This is a genomic window from Xanthomarina spongicola (assembly GCF_003148645.1).
Classification (GTDB): Bacteria; Bacteroidota; Bacteroidia; order Flavobacteriales; family Flavobacteriaceae; genus Xanthomarina; species Xanthomarina spongicola.
The window spans coordinates 669,422-689,779 of sequence record NZ_QGGP01000001.1 but is presented as its reverse complement, the minus strand read 5'-3'; the positions used below and the strand labels follow the sequence as shown (position 1 = coordinate 689,779).

17 protein-coding genes are annotated in these 20,358 nt (G+C 30.5%); all 17 read right to left on the bottom strand.

From position 1 onward, the window contains the following. Window positions 1-12: 12 nt before the first annotated feature. The 17 genes from LX78_RS03075 to ruvA all read right to left on the bottom strand — a co-directional run bounded on the left by LX78_RS03075 (window position 13) and on the right by ruvA (window position 20,330). The gene (locus tag LX78_RS03075; RefSeq protein WP_185117697.1) at window positions 13-1,257 is read right to left on the bottom strand and encodes an ABC transporter permease; all 1,245 of its coding nucleotides are present in this window, start codon (window positions 1,255-1,257) and stop codon (window positions 13-15) included. A gap of 1 nt (window position 1,258) precedes the next feature. After that, entirely contained in the window at window positions 1,259-2,488 is a 1,230-nt protein-coding gene (locus tag LX78_RS03070; RefSeq protein ID WP_109681158.1) for an ABC transporter permease, read from the bottom strand. Further along, window positions 2,481-3,182 (bottom strand): ABC transporter ATP-binding protein, encoded by a 702-nt coding sequence (locus tag LX78_RS03065; protein ID WP_109681157.1) that lies wholly within the window; start codon window positions 3,180-3,182, stop codon window positions 2,481-2,483. The genes LX78_RS03070 and LX78_RS03065 overlap by 8 nt, the downstream gene beginning before the upstream one ends. Window positions 3,183-3,272: 90 nt before the next feature. Then, window positions 3,273-3,491: a hypothetical protein gene (locus tag LX78_RS03060; RefSeq protein WP_109681156.1), complete on the bottom strand. Its 219-nt coding sequence runs from the start codon at window positions 3,489-3,491 to the stop codon at window positions 3,273-3,275. 10 nt (window positions 3,492-3,501) lie between these two features. Further along, window positions 3,502-4,047, bottom strand: a complete 546-nt coding sequence (locus LX78_RS03055) for a DUF420 domain-containing protein (RefSeq protein WP_109681155.1) — start codon at window positions 4,045-4,047, stop codon at window positions 3,502-3,504. After that, on the bottom strand, window positions 4,040-4,786 hold the full coding sequence (locus LX78_RS03050) for an SCO family protein (protein WP_109681154.1): 747 nt from the start codon (window positions 4,784-4,786) through the stop codon (window positions 4,040-4,042). Before LX78_RS03050 ends, LX78_RS03055 begins: the two co-directional genes overlap by 8 nt. Further along, on the bottom strand, window positions 4,776-5,498 hold the full coding sequence (locus LX78_RS03045) for a hypothetical protein (protein WP_109681153.1): 723 nt from the start codon (window positions 5,496-5,498) through the stop codon (window positions 4,776-4,778). The genes LX78_RS03050 and LX78_RS03045 overlap by 11 nt, the downstream gene beginning before the upstream one ends. 143 nt (window positions 5,499-5,641) lie before the next feature. Beyond that, window positions 5,642-6,022, bottom strand: coding sequence for a cytochrome C oxidase subunit IV family protein (locus LX78_RS03040; protein WP_109681152.1), 381 nt, complete (start codon window positions 6,020-6,022; stop codon window positions 5,642-5,644). 21 nt (window positions 6,023-6,043) lie between these two features. Next, complete coding sequence (locus LX78_RS03035; protein WP_109681151.1) at window positions 6,044-7,021, bottom strand: cytochrome c oxidase subunit 3; 978 nt, start codon at window positions 7,019-7,021, stop codon at window positions 6,044-6,046. 137 nt (window positions 7,022-7,158) lie between these two features. Further along, window positions 7,159-7,740: a cytochrome c oxidase subunit 3 gene (locus tag LX78_RS03030; RefSeq protein ID WP_109681150.1), complete on the bottom strand. Its 582-nt coding sequence runs from the start codon at window positions 7,738-7,740 to the stop codon at window positions 7,159-7,161. 3 nt (window positions 7,741-7,743) lie between these two features. Beyond that, the gene (gene cyoE / locus LX78_RS03025) at window positions 7,744-8,637 is read right to left on the bottom strand and encodes a heme o synthase (RefSeq protein ID WP_109681363.1); all 894 of its coding nucleotides are present in this window, start codon (window positions 8,635-8,637) and stop codon (window positions 7,744-7,746) included. 60 nt (window positions 8,638-8,697) lie between these two features. Further along, window positions 8,698-10,812 (bottom strand): energy transducer TonB, encoded by a 2,115-nt coding sequence (locus LX78_RS03020; protein WP_109681149.1) that lies wholly within the window; start codon window positions 10,810-10,812, stop codon window positions 8,698-8,700. Between the two features lie 130 nt (window positions 10,813-10,942). Next, the gene (locus LX78_RS03015; protein WP_109681148.1) at window positions 10,943-11,662 is read right to left on the bottom strand and encodes an energy transducer TonB; all 720 of its coding nucleotides are present in this window, start codon (window positions 11,660-11,662) and stop codon (window positions 10,943-10,945) included. A gap of 58 nt (window positions 11,663-11,720) precedes the next feature. Beyond that, window positions 11,721-12,032 carry a VanZ family protein gene (locus LX78_RS03010; protein WP_170109788.1) on the bottom strand — a complete coding sequence of 104 codons (312 nt, stop codon included), beginning with the start codon at window positions 12,030-12,032 and terminating at the stop codon, window positions 11,721-11,723. Between the two features lie 64 nt (window positions 12,033-12,096). Next, complete coding sequence (gene gcvH / locus LX78_RS03005; protein WP_109681146.1) at window positions 12,097-12,477, bottom strand: glycine cleavage system protein GcvH; 381 nt, start codon at window positions 12,475-12,477, stop codon at window positions 12,097-12,099. Window positions 12,478-12,538: 61 nt separating this feature from the next. After that, window positions 12,539-19,744 (bottom strand): T9SS outer membrane translocon Sov/SprA, encoded by a 7,206-nt coding sequence (gene sov, locus LX78_RS03000; protein ID WP_408068255.1) that lies wholly within the window; start codon window positions 19,742-19,744, stop codon window positions 12,539-12,541. A 4-nt stretch (window positions 19,745-19,748) separates the two neighbouring features. Further along, the gene (gene ruvA / locus LX78_RS02995) at window positions 19,749-20,330 is read right to left on the bottom strand and encodes a Holliday junction branch migration protein RuvA (protein WP_109681145.1); all 582 of its coding nucleotides are present in this window, start codon (window positions 20,328-20,330) and stop codon (window positions 19,749-19,751) included. Window positions 20,331-20,358: the final 28 nt, after the last annotated feature.

The window sequence follows — 20,358 nt, the reverse complement described above, 5'->3', positions numbered from 1 at the left end:
TTTTTAATTGATTTATTCTTCTCTTAATGCATCAATTGGCTTAATACTTGTTGCTTTAAAAGCAGGAATTAATCCAATTAATGTTCCTAATATTATTAGTATAATTAATGATATAAAAACAACTGCAATAGATACAGATGCATTTACTATTACAGCTTCGTCTCCTTGACCAAAAGCTGAATCTAAACCAATTAGAATCCAACCTCCAGATAATATACCAAAAAACCCAGCTAATAAAGTTATAGATACTGCCTCTACAACAATTTGTCTTTTTATTTCGAATGGCGTAGCACCTAATGCACGACGTACTCCAATTTCTTTAGTCCGTTCTTTAACAGTAATTAGTAAAATATTTCCAATTGCAAAAACACCTGCTATAAGTGTTGCAATACCAACAAACCATGTTAAAAACTGCATACCTACTAAAAATCCAGTGATTTTAGCAAATTCTTTTCCTAAATTAAAACTTCCAAAAGCACGTTTATCTTCAGGATGAATGTTATTTAAATTTCTTAAAATAAGTTTGGCATCTGCTTCAATTTGAGATATGTCTGCATCTGGTTTCCCAGTAATCATCATCCATCCTATCTGGTCGCCTTGGTTATATATTTGTTGGAACGTAGTAAATGGAATATGTATATCGCTACTTGGTCCCATATTAACATTTCCTACTTCAAACATGCCTATAACTGTAAAATTCATGTCATTGATTTTAATCAATTCACCAATCATTTCAGCATCTTTCTCAAAAAGTTGTTTGTAAATATCTTCAGAAATTACAGCAACTTTTCTATTTTCATCAATATCTGTTTGATTGAGAAAACGACCTCTAATCAATTTCTTTTTTTGTACTTTATCTAGTAGTGGGAAGTCTCCATTAATACCATAAGTTCCAGATAAAAAATCTTTAACAACAAAAGCTTGATTTTGATTTCTTGGTAAAACAAACTCGATACCTTCAACATTTTCTTCAACTAACTTAGTATCTGTTAGTGTTAATCTAACTCGTTTTCCTTCTTGAAATCCTTTAAATGGTTTGCTAGTACTTTGTCCCCAAACAAAAACACTATTTGTAGCAAAATCTCCAAACAATCTATTAAAAGAGTTTTCCAGACCTTTAGCAGAACCAAGTAGACCAATAAGCAGTAAAATTCCCCACCAAACACCAACCATAGTAAGTATAGACCTTAGTTTGTTTTTACTAAGACTATCCCATACTTCTTGCCATGTATCTCTTTCGAATAAAAATTTTATCATATTAATCGTCTCTTAAGGCTACAATTGGTTTTATTTTAGAGGCTTTTTTAGCAGGCAAATATCCTGCAATTCCACCAGCAACTATAAGTGTTATTGTTGCTCCTATTACTAATGAAGTACTTACACTTGGGTCTTTAATAAAATAGGTTTCTAAACTTGGCCCAACAAATTCTAAAACTCCCATTCCAATTAATAATCCAACGTATCCAGCAATGGCAGTAATTAAAATAGACTCCATTAAAATGATAGATACAATAGAATTTGGCGAAGCTCCTAAGGCTTTTCTTATGCCAATTTCTTTAGTACGCTCTTTTACAATAAAAATCATGATGTTACTTACACCAACTATACCAGCTATAAGTGTTCCAAACCCAATAACAATAATAATAACTCCTAGTCCAAAAGTCATTTGGTTAACTGACTTAGATTCATTAGCTAAATTTCTTACTCTAATAGCTCGTTGATCGTTACTGGCTATATCGAATCTATCTTTTAAATCGTCTGTTAATGCATTACTAAAAGAAATAGCCTTATCGTAATCCATTTCTGGATTATAAGTTAAATTTATTTGATCTATAAAGTCGTTATTTCCATAAACACGTTGGGCTGTACTTACTGGCATATAGATTAAGCGTTCTTCATCATCTCCTCCATCGTCTTCAAAAATTCCTACAATTTTATATTTTAAGCCATTAAGAGTTATGTACTTTCCTAAAGCTGTAGTTTTTAAAAATAAATCTTCATCTACCAATCTACCTATAACTACTACTTTAGTTTTATTATCTATATCTAGTTGATTAATGTATCTGCCTTCTTTAATTTTTGTATTCTCTAAATATTGATGATCTGGATGAACAGCTCTAACTGAATATGAATTGTTTTCGTTTCTAAATGAGGCGTTTACATTTAAATATATTCTAGAAGTAATGTATTGAACCTTTTCTCCATACTCTTCTTTTATATAGTCGTAATCTTTATTCTTAAATTGAATTTGTCTACCAGCTTGATAACCTTTATGTGCTTTTGTTGTTGTTCCAGACTGAATGAATATGGAATTATTAGCATCGTCTGCAAATGCTTCATCAAACGTATTATTTAAACCATTTGCAATACCAAAAAGAATGGTAAATAACAAAATAGCAAATGCTACAGTAAAACCAGATAAAACACTTCTGGTTCTGTTCATATTAATACTTTGAAATATTTCCCTCCAAAGGTCTCTATCAAACATGTTGCGAGGCTCTTACTTGTTCAACTATAACGTCTTCCATGATAACACCATCTTTTAAACGCACTATACGCTTACACATATGGGCAATATCATCTTCGTGAGTTACAATAAGTATTGTTTTTCCTTCATCGTTTAAATGTTGAATGAAGTCCATAATTTCGTAAGATGTTGTGGTATCTAATGCTCCTGTTGGCTCATCTGCCAATAATAATTTTGGATTTGCTGCTAACGCTCTAGCTATTGCTACACGCTGTTTTTGCCCTCCAGATAATTCATTTGGTAAGTGATGTGCCCAATCTTTCAGTCCAACTTTTTCTAAATGAAATAATGCTTTCTCCTGTCTTTCTTGTCTTTTTAAACCTTGATAATATAAAGGCAATGCTACGTTGTCTAAAGCATTTTTATAGTTTATTAAATTAAAAGATTGAAAAATAAATCCTAAAAATTTATTCCTATAAATAGCAGCTTTTTTTTCTGTGAGGTTTTTAATAGGAACACCATCTAGAATGTATTCGCCTTCATCTGCTTCATCTAACATCCCTATTATATTAAGTAAGGTAGATTTTCCTGAACCTGAAGATCCCATAATGGCAACCATTTCTCCATCTTCGACAGATAGGTCTATTCCTTTTAATACATGTAAACTTGAATCTCCTATTGGATAGGATTTATGAAGTTTTTTAATATTTAACATACTTATTATTGTTGCTAATTAATGCTTTATAAAGGTTAGACTCTATAAAGATTAAAATGTTACAACAAAAGTAAATATATTTTAAGGTGTCTATTTTTTTGGCTTGTTAAACTTTTTATAAATTAAGAAACCAATACCTGCAACAAGAATATAAGGTATAGCCATTAAATAGACTATTCCATCATTTATACCTTTAGCAGTTTCTTGGCCTTCTTCGCTTTCTAATACTGCACGACACATGGCACATTGAGCATTTGTTTTAAGAAAAACGAATAGAGTAAAAAGTAAAAAGAAGATTTTGCGCTTCATAATTTATAAATTAAACATAATAAGGAGAAATCATTAGATACACAACAACACCAGAGACTGCAACATATAACCACAATGGAAATGTAATTCTTGCAATTTTTTTATGTCTTTCAAAATTCTCTGATAAAGCTCTTACAAAAGTGATTAAAACCAATGGAATTATAACAATAGATAACAAAATATGAGTGATTAATACAAAATAATAAACATATTTAATGAGCCCTTCTCCTCCAAACTTTGTTGAATCGCTTGTCATATGATAGGCCATATATAAAATTAGAAACACAGCCGAACACCCAATAGCTGTTGTCATTAAATTTTCATGGAGTACAATGTTTTTATTTTTAATTGCAAAAAAAGCGATAATAAGAATAACTGCAGTTAAGCCATTTATTGTAGCATATATTGGAGGCAACATGGTTAATGGTTGAACATTAAAACCAAAATCTCTTAAATTTACTCCAAACAAAGCTGCAACTATAATTGGAATCGCTATAGAAAGTACAACAATCCATTTATTATATTTTTTTTCGTTTTGCAAAGAGTTATTATTCATTAAGTAATTTTTTAATATCTTCTTTTAGCATACTGATTTCTTCTTTTTCGCCATCATCATTCACTTGTTCAGCTTCAGAAACAGTTCCTCTATAGTAAATTAATGGATTTCCAAATTCATCTAATCTAGAACGTATAAATCCGTTTTTATCTATTAAAGCAAAGTTTCCAGAATGCTCAAAACCTCCTTCTACATCTTTAGCCTCTGCAGTGTATAAATTAAACCCTTGATTAGCTAAAGCATAAATATCCTCTTTTTCTCCTGTCATTAAATGCCAATTTGGGTTTGTTATACCATACTGACTAGCATAATCCTTTAAAACTTGCATAGTATCATACTCTGGATTTATTGAAAAAGAAGCGATTCCAAAATTTGGATTTCCTTTAAATGAATTTTGAACATCAACTAAATTTTTATTCATTTTTGGACAAATTGTTGGGCATGTTGTAAAGAAAAATTCAACAACATAAACTTTTCCTAAATAATCTTGATTTGATATTGTTTTCCCTTCTTGATTAATAAAAGAAAATGCAGGCACTTTTTTTGGATCACCATTAATTTCTATGAAAGATAATGCACTAACATCTTTAAAATTATTGTCTTGTCCTTGGCTCATTCTATCGTTTCTTGATATATCGCCATTCTTAATTCTATCTACAATTCTTGGTATAAAGATAATTCCAAACACCAAGATAATAAAGGCCATGCCTATATAAGAATAATTAGTTTTATTGCTCATTTGTTGGTTTTAAATCGTTAGCTCTTCTCGTTGAAGAATCGAAATTTCCTTTTCTTTTTTCTCTATATTCCTGAAATAACACACGTAAATCGTCTGCACTCATTTTATTTTTTATTTCGGCTACTTCAATGCAATCATATGAATACAATGGATAAATAGCTTTTTCTTTTTCCTTCTCACTATCTGTTCTATCGTCTATTCTTCCCCTCTGATTTAAATCTTTATCTACTATAAAAACATCTTGAGTAGACAAATCTTCTTTTAATGGTATTCTAGATTTTAAACTATTAAATACTTTAAGAATATCTGTTTCTTCTCCATATACAAAATGCCAATATTTTAAATCTTCGTATGATTTAATTTCCCTTTTTAATATTTCAACTTGATCTTCTGTTCCATGAGGAAGTATTAATACAATTTGAAACTTCTTAAAGCCTTTAAATTTATCGTAAACTAATTCTTTTAAGTTAGAAGCTGCAATAGCATTATCCATAGGATTCTTTCCTAAAAAACCAAGAACTGTAATATGATCTTTTAAAATAATTGTCTGGTTGTCTTCGGAATCAAAATTATTAATATCTGCTACATTTTCATTAACAATATCTAATGCGCTATAATGATGTTTGGCAGGAAATAACATTAACAAAAATAACACTGGAAGAAAAAATAATATTCCAAGAACTGTGTAGCGTTTAATAAGCTTTGTATTCATTTATGAGTTGTCTATAATCAATTCAATAAACAATAAACTGATTGTTTTTAAACCTTAAACTTAATATAAGTTTGGTTTTGCAAAAATAAAAAAAGACGGTTTAAAAAACCGTCTTTTATATCTATTTAACTATAAAAACTTTTTTAAAAGTCTCTTTTTATATAACCACTAGAGTAAACACTTTCTATATATCCACCTTCTTGTAGTAAAATGAATATTAAATAACAAATTAAGAAAACTGCTGTCCATACAACCATTCTTCTTAGAGCTGCAGTTTCATCTCTCATGTGCATAAAGTCCCAAGTAATATAATAAGCTTTTGCTATTGTTAATATAATAAAAATCCAGTTTAAAATTTTCATTCCAATAAACTGTCCCATTAACATTTCTGGCTTATAGATACCTAATATTACTTCAACAGCTGTAATAATAGTTAGGAGTATTAAAACACCCCAAATTTTTTGCGTATTAGATTTAAACTTAACTAAACCTCTTAAAATTTCTAATTTATGTGCGTCTGCCATTTTTAATTGTATTATCTATTATTAAACTAGGTAGAAGAATGTAAATACAAATACCCAAACTAAATCTACAAAGTGCCAGTAAAGTCCAACTTTCTCAACCATTTCATAGCTTCCTCTTCTTTCGTATGTTCCTAAAATAACATTAAAGAATATAATGATATTAATTAATACACCAGAAAATACGTGGAATCCGTGAAAACCAGTAATAAAGAAAAAGAAATCTGCAAATAAAGGTGAGCCATATTCGTTAACCTTAAGGTTTGCCCCTTCAACAACTACTTTTCCATTTAATTTTAATTGTTGTAGAGATGCGCCTCTATCTAATACTGTTTTCTCTCCATTCTCATTTAAGTCTTGAGTTCTAACAAGAACATTATCATGAGATTCTAATCCAGCTATAACTTCTTCTACAGTATAGGTTGGTAAAGTTCCTTCACTAACAAACCACAACCCATTTTTATTTTCATGTGCTGTTCTATCTTTATCTTCTGCAACCACAAAATCTCTAAGTGCAACTCTGTTACCATCTGTATCTACAAACTGTAAAATGTTTCCACCTTTAGTTTGTACAGCACCAAAATCTCCTTTAATAAATGTATTCCATTCCCAGGCTTGAGAACCAACGAATATTAAACCACCTATAATAGTTAAAAACATATAAATGGTAACTTTTGCTTTATTCATATGGTGACCAGCATCTACAGCAAGTACCATAGTAACTGAAGACATAATAAGGACAAAGGTCATGAATGCCACGTATATCATTGGATAATTTCCATGAAAAAATGGTACGTGGGTAAACACCTCATCTGCTATTGGCCAAGAACCAATAAACTTAAATCTTGAAAATCCGTAGGCAGCTAAAAACCCAGAAAATGTTAAAGCATCAGAAACAATGAAGAACCACATCATCATTTTTCCATAACTTGCATTTAATGGCTTATTACCACCTCCCCAAGTTTTTCCTTCTGTTCCAGTATTTACAACTGTAGTATCCATATGTTTGGTTTAGTATTTAAAAGTTGCACAAAAATAATCAATTTATTTTTCTAACGAAATATCCATTCCTAAATTTTAAAAACTCTAAATAAGGTTTCCTTTAGATATTAATTAAGATTGTTGAAAAACAATAGTATTTATTTTACAAAATATAAAAACAAAAAGAGATATACCCAGAGTATATCTACAAAGTGCCAATATGTTGCTGCTAGTTCTAAACCTAGCATTTTAGCTGGATGGTACTTTTGTTTAAAATGATTATAAATTACCACCAATAAGCAGATTAACCCAACAACTATATGTAAAATATGTACTACAGCTATTAAATAGATGTAAGACATGGTAATATTACTAGTTGGTCCAGTAAAATTATAACCCAGATCAATTATTTCTTGAAATCCTTTAAATTGATTAAAAATAAATACAATACCAAGAATAAATGTCGCAATTAAAAAAATTGTTGTTGCTTGGCTTTTATTGTTTTTTAAAGCTCTTTTAGCTAACATAAAAGTTATACTACTTAATATAATAACAACAGTACTAACAATAAATGCATTTGGTAATTGAAAATCTTTTAGCCAATCTGGTCTGCTACTACTAACTACAAAAGCACTTGTCCAGCCAGCAAAAGACATGATTAGTGATATAATTCCAAACCAGAGCATCATTTTTTTTGCTCTGTTGTTTTTTTCTTCTAAGGTACCTTGTGTTAAATCCATGATTTATCTAATAAACTTATCTAATACGTAAACTATTTGTAATAATGTAATATAAGAAACACTTGCTAACATAAGCTGTTTAGCAGCTTTTACAGTCATTTTTTTATACAATTGAATGGCATAATACACCATGCCTAATCCTAATAAAAACACAATTACTGCAGAAAATGGTGTTAAATATAAGCGTCCTGTAAATCCAAATGCTGGAATAATTGAAACTAAAAGTGTCCAAATGGTGTACATAATAGTTTGAATTGCTGTACCTCTATCTTGTTTTCCAGTTGGCAACATAAAAAAACCTCCTTTTTTATAATCTTCGAATAAGAACCAACCAATTGCCCAAAAATGAGGAAATTGCCAGAAAAATTGTATAGCAAATAAGGTTCCTGGTTCTATGCCAAAATCGTTTGTAGCTGCTACCCAACCTAACATAAACGGAATTGCTCCAGGTATGGCACCTACAAAAACAGCTAGTGGTGTTTTTGTCTTTAATGGTGTATATGCACAAGTATAAAGGAATATTGAAATAGCTCCAAACATAGCTGTTTGAGGGTTTATGGTATATAAAATAAAAACTCCTAAGACAGTAAAAATTGATGCAATAATAAATGCTGTAGAAACAGACATACGACCTGCTGGAATTGGTCTGTTTTTAGTACGATCCATTAAAGCATCTAAATCTTTTTCTATAATTTGATTAAATGCATTAGAAGCTCCTACCATAAAATAACCTCCAAAAGCTAATAAAATAAGCGTTTTATAATCTACTGTTTCAACACCTAATAGATATCCAGCTAATGAAGAAAAAACAACACTAACCGATAAACGGATTTTGGTGATTTCTTTAAAATCTGAAATAATAGAATGCTTTGTTTCTGAAGTAATTGTTCTACTCAAAGTAATGGGTTGCTTATTCGCTTTGATTTGCGTTTGCAAAGATACTTTGAAAAGTTAATTCTACAAATCAAAATACCAATTAAATAGGTCTGTTCTAATTCCAATATTAAACCAAACTGTATTGCTGTTTATAGCATTTGCTGTTTGGACTTCAGGATTATAATCTCTGAAAGTAATATCTGTAAATATTTTTAAGTTAGTAGCAGGATTAATAACATATCCTGCTTGTAGATTTGCAAAAACTGAAGTTGTTTTATTTCCTTGCCCAACTGTTACTCCATTATCGTAAGGTCTTTCGTTGTAATCTCTATAGATATCTCCACCATAACTGTAATTATCTGTACCATTATCAAAATCCAAACCTCTAGTTCCCAATACTAATTGGGCATTTCCAAACCAACGTTTGTAATGATAGCGACCAATAAGAACAAACTCACTAAAATTTGAACCCCAAAGATGTGCCATAGATTGATTACTTTGCCCATAATTTAATACTACATTGTTGTGAGAATATGTATAAGGCCTTACTCTATTATATTCCGTTTGAAGCATTAAATTTTTCACTTTAAATGCATTATAATATTTAAAGCCTAATTGATATCCAAACTTATTTTTCCAGCTTTTTTCTCCTCCAGTAACATCGCTTGTTGAAAATTCGTCGATTATAAATTGCCCATAGACATTCATGTTATCGTTTAACTTGTATTTTCCAGATAAACCTAATAATGCATTTCCAGCGTCCTGACCTGTTTCAAATTCAATAGCTCTAAAGAAGATAATTGGATTTAAATAACTAACATCAAATCCTCTGTTATTGGAGTTAGTCCAAATTACTGATTCAAAAAGTCCTATATTTAAACGTTTAGATACATTCCAACTTAAAAAATGGGTTGCCATATATTTTGGCAAATAAGCTCCATCTACCTCAACTTCTGGTCTAACATCTCTTAACCACATCCAAGTACTTGTATACTTTATTTTCCAAAAAGTAGTGTTTAGTTTTAAAAATGGATGAGGTGTTGCTACATCACTAATAAAAAGAGAACGATAACCATCTCCAATAAAGTTTTTACCTTGCCCAAACTGGACATTAAGAAACTTAAAAGGAGTATAAGATAAATAAGCTTCAGCAACTGGATAATCGTAACCATTATCTTTAAAGTCTTTTGCGATACCACGACCAGGAATAATGGCTACTTCGTCTGCTGCTTTAATTGATTCTGCATATTGATTATAATATTGTGCAAAACGACCTTGGCTTTCAAAAAACGATGTGTAAAAACTAAATTTTTTACCAAAACCTCCCTGAATATTAATTCCTCTCGTATTATTATAAGTGCTTGAAAAATCTGCTTCGGTATCTTTACCAACTTCAAAATCGAAAATAGGATCGATAGTAAACCAATAATCTTTACCTTCTACTCTAACCAATCTTTCGTTCCAGAGTTTTCTTCCAGCAAAGGTTTTTGTGTCTTTTAATAAAGTATCTATCTCTGCTTGAAAATCGTAGTAATTAGAAATATCTTCATACATATATGGTTTAGATGCTGTATGACTATTCGTTCCAACTAAATTAATGCTTCTATCAAATTTTGCATAATAACTGTGAGTAAAAGGTATGTTTAGCTGACTCTTATATTCTTTATTTGAAAATGGAACCAGTTTCATGTTCACGCTATCATATTCTTTTTTAGCAGCATTTTCTAATTCTGTTAGCTCCTTGTCTAAAGTAACATCTTCATCTTTCGATAAATCTTTTGTTGCTACTGCTTGGTTAACTAATGGTATTTTAATTGGAATAGAATATTGTTTGTAAGTAGGTCTTCCATTATTAGTTCCAGGTTTAATCTTTGGAAGTTCTGCAAAAACACGTTTAGCTTCATCTTTTAATTCATCGTAAACAGCATCAACATAAATAACGCGAAAATCCCCATCTTTATCTACTTCAAAAAGCACTACCACATCTCCTTTATAGTTTTCATTAGAAACTATTTCAGGAACTTTAAAGGTGTTAAACACATGCGAGAAAATTTGATTATCAAAACACTTCTGTAAAAGTTCAATCTCTACATTTTCACACTCAGAAAATACAGGGGGTTTTTCGTATAAGAAATCGTTTTGAGCGTTAAAATGAAACGTAATAAATAAAAAAATAATTACGAAAAGCTTCTTCATATCAAATATTAAGTGTATTTATTAAATTGAGCAGAAAGATACTATTTTTTTAATAATGATGGTTTAAAAAAAGAAATCCTGTTACAGTAATTGTAACAGGATTTTATATTAATTTAAATACACTAAATTTTTAGTTTTGCACTTGGAATTTAATAGGTAAGTAGTAAGGTACTCTTACGGCTTTTCCTCTTTGTTTTCCTGGTTTCATTTTTGGTAACATGCCTATAACTCTAATAGCTTCTTGTTCCAATCTTGGGTGTGGAGCTCTTGCTTTAACATCTACAATTTCTCCTGTTTTATCTATTTTAAAAAACACGCTAATTTTTTGAACTCCACTTAATCCTAAATCTCCTGCTAAATCTGTATCGAACTTTTTAGCAACAAATTTGCTAATTTTCTCATTCATACATGCCTTTTTTGCTTCGTTATTACCACTTTCGCAACCTGGAAATACAGGCACATTTTCAATAACAGCAAAAGGAACTTCTAGGTCTTCTTCTACTTCTACTACTTCTACTTCTTCTACTTCAACAATTTCTTCTTCTTGGTTAGTTTCTGTAGATTCAATTACAGTTTCTTCAACTTCTTCTTCATCTTCAACAACTTCTATTACTTCTGGAGCTGCTGGAGGTGGTGGAGGTGGTGGAGGTGTTTGTAATTGTTCTGTAATTGGAACATCTTCCTCTAATTCTTCATCAAGATTTAATAATCCAATATCTATTGCAGACTTATCATAAGTCTTATAATTTATTGCATAATTAGTAATAAATAACATTAATACTAAACCAACTGCAAAATACAGACCACTGTTTCTACCTACGTTAGCTTGAGGATTCTTCTTTTGTTCCATGATTTTTTAATTTTCCTGAATGCTAAAATAACCAATTATTTGGCAATTAAGCAAACGATTAATATTTTTTAACTTCTATTTTAATATAGTTGTTTATTAAAATAGCTGCAATTAACACACCAAAAATATTTGCTACAATATCTAGGACATCGAAATTTCTTGATGTTGTTATTACAAGTTGTAAGACTTCAATAATTATACCAAAAAGCGACGAAACAATAATGCTTCGAATAATACTTTGATTTTTATTGTATTTATATCTATAAAAAAAGGTGTTAAACCAAAGCCATGCAAATAACAAATAAGCTAATAAATGAAATATTTTATCGCTATAAGATGGTATTATTTCTTCAACATCATCTAAATCCAAGGTTATTAAGCTTACAAATGTAAGCGTTATTGTATATAGTGTTGAAAAAAATAATGCCTTAGTTTTAAGCACCAATTAACGCTTTATAATCTTCTGAAGACATTAAATTGTCTACTTGTGAAAGGTCAGAACATTTCAATTTAATCATCCAACCCTCTCCATAAGGATCACTATTTACTTTTTCTGGTTCGTCTTCAAGAGATTCGTTAAACTCTATAATCTCTCCTGAAAGTGGTAGAAATAAGTCTGAAACTGTTTTAACTGCCTCAACAGTACCAAAAATCTCTTCAGCATCTAAGGTTTCGTCTAGAGTTTCTACTTCTACATAAACTATATCTCCCAACTCTCCTTGAGCAAAATCTGTGATACCAATAGTAGCAATATCTCCTTCTATTTTAATCCATTCGTGATCTTTTGTGTACTTTAAATTTGATGGAATATTCATTATAATATGTATTTATTTTCGCAAATGTATTTATTCAATTTTTAATATCAAACAGATTTTATTAATTACCAAAATTATATCTTAAAGTAATTCCTGAACGAATGGTAGTTTGAGGGTATGCAGTTGAGATAGCATATTCTGAAAACATATAATCGAAATAGAATATTCCTGTTAGATTTTTACTAAATGAATAATCTGCTGTAAATTTTCCAGACCAAATTGTTTGTCCTGAAGTAATTTGATTGTTTTCAAGATCTAGATACCTAATTATTGTTTCGTTTCTTCGGTAGGCTAAATCTGCTTTCATATTTAAATCGCTAACAATTCTTTTTGTTGGACCTGCCAATTTAGATTTAATTCTTACATCTTTAATTCTATAACCTAAGCCAATAATATATTCATTCCCTTGAATTTCTGTCATTAAATTATTATCAAAACTTAAAGATAGAAGTCTGTCTTTTTTAATTTCGGCTAGAATTTTTACAGAGTTTTTCATCTCCATATCTATTCGAATTAAAGGACTAAACATTTCTGTTAGGTTAACATTACTATATATGGTTTCGTTTTTAAAATTACCTCCTTGATCTAGTTCTTCTGGATCTAGTGGATCATAATCTAAATTAGTTCTAAATTGGTTGATGGTATAATTAGCACGATAACCATGGATTAAAGAAAATCGTTTAAATCGTTTTTTAAACCACTTTAAATTCATTAATCCTGTATATTTTAAATCCCAATTTGGAATTGGAAAATCGCTTATGGCTGACAATGAAATACCATTTGACTCTTTACCTTTATATGCCGCTAAGAAAGATGGTAATAACACAGCTTGATTATTTTTACCATAACCAACAGGATAGCCATCAGCATCTACAGGATAAGTTGTATTTCCATAATGATCTTCAGCTAATCTGTTTGCAATTTCTAATCTGTTTGCTCTAAAATCATCGAATGCAGCTGATTGGGTTTCGTCGCTTTTGCTAAATGCTGTTTTAATTAATATGGTAGAAATACTAAAATTACCAAATGTATTTGGAGTTAGAGATTCATATTCATATCCATTACCATAGTCGTTAATTCTATAATTTTCGGTATAACTTTCAGCATATATTCTAGAACCTACTAAATCAATTTTTAAATCATTTAATGGCTCAATATTAGCAGTATAATCTAGTTGTTGTGTTTTAACTGCTGTGTATTGTTCATTAAAATCTGGATAAACAGTTAACCAACCTTTTCTAGCTGCAAGATCTCTTACATCTCTTTGGCTACCAAAAGTAAATCCAACTGTTGGTTTTAAAGTTCCAATAAACCCTGGAGTTCTTAGATATCCTGGTAAATATGTACCATTAGTTTCAGCATAATTAAATTGAATTCTTTTAACACTCGTTAATATATCAATACCAACATTTGCTAATTTTTGCCCTCCATTTTTAGCTTTTGCAGGTTTGTCTGTTGCTCCTTTATCTGAATCTTCTTTACTATCTGGTCTAGCAGCAGGTGTTGGTGTTCTTCTAACTGTTTTCTTTTTAAGCCCTATATAATTATAGAACTTATTCATATTAAAGGTCGTGTTAATATTATGTCTATTAGCATTAGAAACAGTGTTTCCTAGATCGTATGTTACACCATCAATTTCTAAATCGCCAAATAAATCTGATCCTTTTTGCCATTGAAAATCGCCACTATATGAGTAGGCAGCATCAACAAAACTAAAGACTGGAATTTTATTTAACGGAATATCATAATTAATTCCTAATTGTTGAAACTGTCTATTGGGATCGCCAAAATCAAAGAAACCATCCCAAACATTTAACGTAGGATCTTGTTCTCCATTAATAATACCATCTTGAAAATAATTTCGCACAATGTTATTATTTGAAGCTGTTAGATTTAATTGTAATGATTTGGTTAAGTTGTAATTAATTGTGTATTGATAGTCGAAAGTATAATTTCTCTTGTAAAACTCATCCAGACCAATATTATCACCTACTAAATCTATTTCTCTAAATTTTTGTTGATTGTATTGTCGGTTAATATTTGTATTAACTGTAAAACTAGAAGGTAGAGGATTGAAATTAAAATCTTTTAATAGTTTTAAATATTCGCTTGTAAATAATGAATCATTTTTCTTAAATGGTTCTATAGTTAATGGCTGAAAATTATATGCATAGTTTACTCCAGCTCTTATTGTTTGATCTACAGAGTTTTCTATTTCAAAATCTCTATGTTTAATTTTATTGTATGAATAGTTAAACGTTAAATTTTCTACATCGTAAAAATGTGGTTTAGATTCATTGGTTTTTAATTTTCTTACTCCAATAAAGTTAATGCTTCTTCTTTTGGTATAATTTTCAGATTGTTCTCTAACTTTATCTTTTTCCTCATTTGTATCTGCTGCGTCAATTCTAGATTCTAAAGTTAAATCTTTATAATACTCATCGAATTTTGGTGTAATTAATTCTTCACCTTGACCATAATTAAATGGAATTTGGATTCCCCATTTTTTTGGTAACAACTGTCCTATATTAACATTCGTAACAACATCGTATTGTTCTACATCTTCTCTACTTCTCTCGTTTGGTCCTTGTTCTATTGAACCAAATCCTGTTGTACTTTTTCTACCAGTTGCACTTACGTTTGCAAAATCGGCAAAATTAGTATCTACACTTAAAATAGCAGCCCAACCACCTTCATTATCCATATCAGATAGACGAAGTTCGTTAAACCACAATACAGCACATTTATCTGTTGCAGCTGCATTCTTAACACCTATCATTAAAGTTCTAACATCACCAAAATTTGGGTTACCAATAATAGCAATACGCTGTTGCCCTAATGTATAAGGCGAGTATTCTGGTACAGGGTTTTCACTTAAAACGCCATCAATTACATCGTAAAATGTTGGATCTGGATTGCTAATGGTTCCATTACTAATTCCTTCAGATTTTATATCCTGAAGTAATTCTAACGGTAAATTAATTTCGTTTTCTGTTGGCCATAAAAGCTCTTGCGAGGTGCCTTCACTAACTTTTAAAGGTACTTCTATTTGGTAATAGTTTTGAGTTAAATCGTTACCCATTCTAATAAAACCTACTAAATCTTCATCATTCAGCCCAGGAATATCTCCTTCTTCGGCATGTATAAACATTCGTAAGTTATTATACTGACGCATATCTATATTAATGTTTTTATAGACAGCTCTACCATCTTGTGGTTCTAAATCGCAAACATCTAATACAAGAGATTGCTCGTTTTGACGAATTACTGTGTTATTATTATAAAACTCTTCTGGCTCCACTCCTGGAGGCGAAATGTAAGTACCATCATTTTCTATAGTTCCAATAACTCCAACGCTAAACTCTGTATTATCTAAATTAGGGTCACCACCATCTTCATCTAAAGAAAGTGTGTATCTTCTCCAATCACTTCTAACTAGATCTAATGTCCCAAAACGAAATACTGTTTTTTCTGAAAACTCTTTTAAGTACATACGTGTAAAACGTATAGATCTTAAATCTGATATACCTCCAACAGCATTGGTGAATTCGCTTACAGGAATTCTAAATTGAATCCATCTAGGGTTAACCGTTTGTCCATTAGGTAATTCTCTTACCTCATCATCTTTTATATCTACTATATATGGATTGTTTTCGTTTAATGTTGCAGGTGTTAAATCTAATTCATATTCGTAATAACTATCAATCGTATTCATAGTATTATCACGATTAATATCTTCTACATCTGGTTGCGTTGTTGAACCACGATCTGTATCTGAAAATGTATCTGGCGAGTTACCTTGAAGACCATTATAACGTTTATAGCGTTCAAAAATATCTCCTTCTGCATTTAAGAAATACGTATAGTTATCGTTTGAAGGATCTGCTAATCCTGAATAATCTGTAAAAATTTGTGCTTCTTCTGCATCGTTATATCCATCATAACCAACATCCTGATTGGTACGTTGGTCTCCTGTAGTATCGAATGCATAAATTAAAGATTGGTTTTGAGGATAAACAGTTTCCCAAGAAGGAGATGTAGGTAATACACCTATTACATTACCATCTGCAGGCAACCCGTTTTCATATAATTTTCTTCCATCTTTAATAACATCCTCTGAAATGTTACCAAGGTTAAAAACCAATTTCCCTCCTGGATTTGCAGAATTTTCTTGATATGGATCTTGTAACCAGAATTCAATGTATTCTACATTTGCTTGTTCAAAATCTGTTGATGTTAATTGTCTTGTAATTCCTGCCCAACTATTTTGAGGGGAAGTAAGCGTATTTGTTGATGGATCTACATTGGTTGTTTGAAAATTGTAAGGTCCTCTTTCTGTTGGATAGTAAGTTAAATCTAATGTATTAACAACTGTTGTTTGTCCTTGAGCTACATCTTGATTTGGAAATAATTCTTGAATAAAAACACGACTTGTATATAAATCTGAAATATCATCGTCTGTTATTCCACTAGGACTTTGGCTCCCATAAAAAATAGGATCAATATTATACCAATTTAACAATGCACGATCGTAACCTTGCTCTATTCCATTAACATCATCGTTATTTGAATTTATTCCACGAGGTCGACTGGAAATGAACCATGACTGTGGTGATTTTAAATCGATAGCGTTTTGAGAACCTTCAAAATCATCTATATAAGAAGTAGCTTCACCATTAAACTCTGTTCCTTTAGGAGATCCTGGAGTTAAATAAGCGAATTCACCTCTAACTGAGAGATTGGATGGTGCATCTGTATCTATATTTGGTAATTTATTTACTAATCTAGTAAAAAATGGAACTTCTGTAGAATAGTTTCCATGAATTCCAAAAATGTGATTGTTAATTGGTTCTTGATCGTAGTTGGCTTTTTGAGTAATAGGTCTTTCGCTTAAATGCAACCATGTTGCACCTAATACAAAGTTTTCGTTAAACTGATGTTCTACATTAATACCTGTAAAGCGCTTAGTTTGTTGGCCAAATACTGCATTATTTTCTGTAGTTACTTGTATTGGTGTATTTGAAGCTTTTAAAGCTTCGTCAAGAATTTGAACAGTTCCTTGTTGATAATTAACTGTATAATCTATACCTTCTACTAAAACACGACCTCCAGCAGTTACTTGAACGGAACCTCTTGGCACATTAAATGCTCCAATTGGAATACCATCTCCTCCTGAAGATTTGTAACGCCCTTTAATTTTGAATTTATTTTTATCTGCTGCCTCTAAAGCTGCCGTTTTAGTTTGCTTATAGAGAATATCGTAAACATATTTATTCTGATTCTCGTTATAAGTCAAATCATTATTATAGTCTTCTCCTCCAAGAGCTAATTTGTCGAATAAGTATTCTCCAAATGGTTCTGCCTTTGTGAAAATTATCTTCCCATTTTGTGGAATAACTGTAATTCCTGGAACAAAATCGAAAAATCCATCACCATTAGTTTGTGGATCTCCATTAAAATTTAATCTATCTAAATTAAACAACCTTAATAAGGTTGTATTCTGAATTAAATCTTCAGGAGGCGTAGAAGGTCCTACTGGATTTCCATTAATATCTACACCAAAGGAATTTCCATCTACTGGTGAAATAAAATTTAATGGAGATGCTTCATTATAGAATATATTTAATTTAAAATCTTCCTGACTTAATTGATAAGCACCAGTGTTATAGATGTTTTTCATCATTAAGTCCCAAATAGGTTGATCTACATTTGTAATTGGGCTTTTTAAAAGTTTTAAAATTAAATTGTTATTGGTAACTGTGGTTATTCCTCCAGGATCTGTAGTAACACCTGTTGCATCTAGCCCATCGTTTGCAAATTCACCTACTTGATAAACTTGTCCTCCAACTGTATATTGAAATGCAACAGCAAGAACTTCGTCGTTATTTAATCTTTGGTTTAAGGAAATAAAACCTAATTGTGTATCTAAAGTATATTCTTGCCCTTGTTGTAATTTTCTTGCATTTTCTAATTTCGCATAATCTGAACCTTCACTTACAGAGTTTGATACTGATCCAAAACCTTGTTGTACAGTTGCAATATCTCTAATTAACTCTGTTAACACAGATCCAGAGCCAATTTGTGTTGGATCGAAGTCGTTATTTCCATTATCTGGAAATGCATTTGGACCTGCATTAATAAATCCAGGAGGTATTGGTTGCAATACCATATTGTTTTGGTTTGGATCTGGATTAGATTCACCTAAATCCTGTAAACCAACAACATTTCTTACGTTTTCTGTACTATTACTTCTGTTTGTTACCCAAACTTCTATTCTAGTAATTTGAACATTAGAATTTATAAAAGGATAATTCTCTAATGTCCTATCATAATTATCTCTAAAGTAATGTGCTAAGAAGTAATGTCTGTTTTCATCGTATTCTCTTGCAAAAAAATCGAATTCTTCAAGTGTTCCTCCTCCTTGGGCAACTACAGTAGTTCTATCTGATTTTTGTTCAGAAAAAACTCCTGTAACAGTTGTTTTTCCAAACTGCAACTCTGCTTTAACACCAAATAAACTTTGAGCTCCAGTAATTAACGAACTATTTAATGGCATACTAACATTACCAACTTCAATTTTCTGAATTATATCGTCTTCTGTAGGTGTATATTCTAATTTAATTAAATTTTGAAAGTCGAAAGTAGATTCTGTATCGTAATTTGCTGTTACCTGCAATCTAGTACCAACTTTACCCAATAAACTTAAACTAATACGTTGATCAAAATCGAAAGTAAAATTACTTCTGTTTTGTGGAGAATATGTTGGATTATCTTGTTTGGTAAATAAAACCCCTAAATCTATTTCAACAGATCCTTGAGGCACTACATTAATGGTATTACTTCCAAAAATAGTTTCAAAAAATCCAGATCTTACATAGAATTCAGGAAGTAGATTTTTTTGTTCTTCTTCAGACCCTTCCTTCTTCCCATCGTAAGCATCAATTTTTTGCTTATAATATTCTTTTAAATTTTCTTGGATTACTAATTCTCTAAATTCTTCTGGAGTTAAAATAATTGGGTAATTAATATTAAAATTACCAACAGTTTCTGTGTAAATATATCTGTCTGTTAGAGGATCGTATGTGTATTTAGATTCAATGCTATTTGGATTAGGCATATTTATATTTCCTAATGCATATCCTGTACTTGTAGAATCTTGTTCTGTTGGTGTAACCTGAGAAAAGGAATATATACTAAAAAGCATAAAAAAGCCTAATAATATATAATGTTTAGTTTTTATTGAATAAGTATGGTTGGTTGTACTCAAATTTTTATAAATTTTTTAAAGCCCCTTTAATAATTTCCTCTACACTTGCGTTTGGCTGATTTGTTATAATTTTATCTACAACACGTTCGGATTGTTTTTTATTAAATCCAAGAACATCTAAAGCAGATAACGCTTCATCTTTATTAGTATTGCTTTTTTGAGTTGAAAGTTCGTCAATATCGTAAACTTTCAAAATTTTATCTTTTAAATCCAGAATTACTCGTTGAGCTGTCTTTGCTCCAATACCTTTTATAGATTGAATTAATGCTACATCTCCAATAGCAATTCCCTCTCTAACTTGTTTTGGTGTTAAAGAAGACAACATAGTTCTAGCTATACTAGCTCCAACACCACTTACTGAGATTAACAGCCTAAATATTTCTCTTTCTGCTAAAGATGAAAAACCAAACAAGGTATGTGAATCTTCCTTTACTTGAAGATGGGTAAATAATTTTAAGTTTTCTTGATTTGGAATTTGAGAGAATGTATGTAAAGATATGTTTAATAAATAGCCAACACCATTACAATCTATAACAACATCAGTTGGATTTTTCTCAACAAGTTTCCCTTGAATATGTGTAATCATTAACAAAACTTTAATAAACTCTCAAATG

Bases quoted from the DNA above. Each gene is read 5' to 3' on its own strand.
- LX78_RS03015 (WP_109681148.1), bottom strand. From the start codon at position 11,662: ATGGAACAAAAGAAGAATCCTCAAGCTAACGTAGGTAGAAACAGTGGT.
- LX78_RS03060 (WP_109681156.1), bottom strand. From the start codon at position 3,491: ATGAAGCGCAAAATCTTCTTTTTACTTTTTACTCTATTCGTTTTTCTT.
- LX78_RS03075 (WP_185117697.1), bottom strand. From the start codon at position 1,257: ATGATAAAATTTTTATTCGAAAGAGATACATGGCAAGAAGTATGGGAT.
- gcvH (WP_109681146.1), bottom strand. From the start codon at position 12,477: ATGAATATTCCATCAAATTTAAAGTACACAAAAGATCACGAATGGATT.
- LX78_RS03070 (WP_109681158.1), bottom strand. From the start codon at position 2,488: ATGTTTGATAGAGACCTTTGGAGGGAAATATTTCAAAGTATTAATATG.
- LX78_RS03050 (WP_109681154.1), bottom strand. From the start codon at position 4,786: ATGAGCAATAAAACTAATTATTCTTATATAGGCATGGCCTTTATTATC.
- LX78_RS03055 (WP_109681155.1), bottom strand. From the start codon at position 4,047: ATGAATAATAACTCTTTGCAAAACGAAAAAAAATATAATAAATGGATT.
- LX78_RS03020 (WP_109681149.1), bottom strand. From the start codon at position 10,812: ATGAAGAAGCTTTTCGTAATTATTTTTTTATTTATTACGTTTCATTTT.
- LX78_RS03030 (WP_109681150.1), bottom strand. From the start codon at position 7,740: ATGGATTTAACACAAGGTACCTTAGAAGAAAAAAACAACAGAGCAAAA.
- LX78_RS03035 (WP_109681151.1), bottom strand. From the start codon at position 7,021: ATGGATACTACAGTTGTAAATACTGGAACAGAAGGAAAAACTTGGGGA.
- LX78_RS03040 (WP_109681152.1), bottom strand. From the start codon at position 6,022: ATGGCAGACGCACATAAATTAGAAATTTTAAGAGGTTTAGTTAAGTTT.
- ruvA (WP_109681145.1), bottom strand. From the start codon at position 20,330: ATGATTACACATATTCAAGGGAAACTTGTTGAGAAAAATCCAACTGAT.
- LX78_RS03045 (WP_109681153.1), bottom strand. From the start codon at position 5,498: ATGAATACAAAGCTTATTAAACGCTACACAGTTCTTGGAATATTATTT.
- LX78_RS03065 (WP_109681157.1), bottom strand. From the start codon at position 3,182: ATGTTAAATATTAAAAAACTTCATAAATCCTATCCAATAGGAGATTCA.